This window comes from Flavonifractor plautii ATCC 29863 (genome assembly GCF_000239295.1).
GTDB lineage: Bacteria > Bacillota > Clostridia > Oscillospirales > Oscillospiraceae > Flavonifractor > Flavonifractor plautii.
In genome coordinates this window covers 1-1,838 of record NZ_JH417782.1, presented here as the reverse complement: position 1 = coordinate 1,838, position 1,838 = coordinate 1, and the positions used below count along the sequence as shown (strand labels likewise).

3 protein-coding genes are annotated in these 1,838 nt (G+C 34.0%); all 3 read left to right on the top strand.

Features of this window, described 5'->3' with window-relative positions; translation table 11 throughout:
• A partial coding sequence (locus tag HMPREF0372_RS19190; RefSeq protein WP_155117006.1) for a GHKL domain-containing protein occupies nt 1-468 on the top strand: 468 nt, incomplete at its 5' end.
• 148 nt (nt 469-616) lie between these two features.
• Complete coding sequence (locus HMPREF0372_RS19185; protein WP_007491798.1) at nt 617-1,282, top strand: hypothetical protein; 666 nt, start codon at nt 617-619, stop codon at nt 1,280-1,282.
• A gap of 21 nt (nt 1,283-1,303) precedes the next feature.
• Nucleotides 1,304-1,783 carry a hypothetical protein gene (locus tag HMPREF0372_RS19180; RefSeq protein WP_007491796.1) on the top strand — a complete coding sequence of 160 codons (480 nt, stop codon included), beginning with the start codon at nt 1,304-1,306 and terminating at the stop codon, nt 1,781-1,783.
• The last annotated feature ends 55 nt before the right edge of the window (nt 1,784-1,838 follow it).

Genomic DNA, 1,838 nt, shown 5'->3' with positions numbered 1-1,838 from the left:
TTTCAATTTGCGAAAATTATTGTACCTTATCAGTATCCAAACGAACTAATTGACGGAGGAGAATTTCTAAACCAACTATTGTATGAGGAATGTACTGAACTGGAATCTGAAGGATTCTTGGTAAAACAAATTCCGATGTTTAATTCTGGGTATTTTTGCCGTTTACATATAGGAGATATTCGAAGATCATTTGATAATATTTTTTCTAACTTGCGGAAATATGCAGACCCTAAGATTCCAATTGTTATCACAGAAAAAGAACAACAGAATCAAATTTGCGTCATGATTGAAAACTATAAAAGTAAGCAACCTTTGAAGACAGCAAGCCATAAAATAGGTTTAATGACTATTCAGACATTAGTAGAACAGAATGGTGGTTCAGTAAATATAGAGCATGATATTACTAAATTTTCTATTGAAATTCTTCTACCAGTTATGCAAGTACCTGATTGTAATAGCGATATTTAATTGGGATCAATTACATGTATATGATTAAAAATAAGAATTATTAAGGATTTGATGTGCCAGAAAATAAGAAATGAGATTTATACTATCCTCATGTTAGATTGATTCGATCAACATAAATATCTAAACAAATATGAGGAGGTATATTTCAATGAAAAAATTAGCAAATCAAATCATGAGTTTTATCCTGGTCTTAACAATGGTATTTGCAACGGGTACTACAGCTTTTGCCGCAGAGCAAAATAGTACATTGTACAAAATACAACAGCTTGTACAAAAAGCGGAATCAGAAAGAGAACGGTACGGTGAAGCCACAGATGAAACCGCTAAACAGTTACAGGTTGCCCTTGAAGCTTTTGGGGTGGAAACTGGTTCATATTCAGGGACTCAGCCGGTTGTCTTAGAGGATGTGATCGCTACTAGAGGCTATGGACAAACACATGATTTAGGAAAGGGTTGGACATATAGAGTTGATAGACCGTCTTCTGACAATGCTAAGCCCCATGTACATGTAGATAATAATAGCAAAAATATTCATGGTGTAGAAAACGTAGATGGAACACCAAGTCATGGGAAAACTCTTGACGGTTCGAAAGTTCCTAAAGATGTCCAGAAGAAAGTTAAAGATTCAAAAGATTATAAAAAAGGACAAAAAGATTTGAAAAAGATGCAGGAAGCGAAAAGAGAGATACACCGCAGAAAATTGAATTTGTCTGTGAATAAAGACCTGCTGATTGCAGCCGGTATTTTTGTCACAGCTGTAGGCGTTGCCTTTGTAGCACCTGAATTTCTTCCTGCATTGTTAGCCGCTGTTTAACATTTGCAGGAGTGTGGTGAAATGGTAAATTATATATTTAAATTAGAATTCAACTATAAGGATACGATTTTTTTTTCTATCCAAAATGAAGAACGAGATGTAGCTCTTATTGTGTTTGAAGATTGTTGTCGTAAAGGAGAATTGCTTAAAGATTTCCCTTTTCTGTGTCCACAGTACTATTCTTCCGAAGAAGAATGGGACGATGATCGCAATTTGATAACAGCAAGTGTTTATGCTCTAATTGAAGAAGAGTATCCGCCAGAAATGCAAGATGATATAGAATATCTTGTTGAATCCATGATAGAATATAAACCTGCTGTAAATCATAAAGTGCAGTTTTTTAATAATCCGACGGTTAGAAAATATTACAGTGAACGAACAGAAAATAGAATGCAATTTATTAATTATGTATTGTCCTTATGTGAAAATAAAGAGACAGTATCCTTAAATGAAGATGACTTCAATCACCTAACACAATATAAAGCTAAACGTGACAATTAACTCAAAAGACCCACCCGATTATCTGATAAGGTACAATAATTTTCGCAAATTGAAA

Coding starts and splice junctions, on each gene's coding strand:
- HMPREF0372_RS19185 (WP_007491798.1), top strand. CDS start 617: ATGAAAAAATTAGCAAATCAAATCATGAGTTTTATCCTGGTCTTAACA.
- HMPREF0372_RS19180 (WP_007491796.1), top strand. CDS start 1,304: ATGGTAAATTATATATTTAAATTAGAATTCAACTATAAGGATACGATT.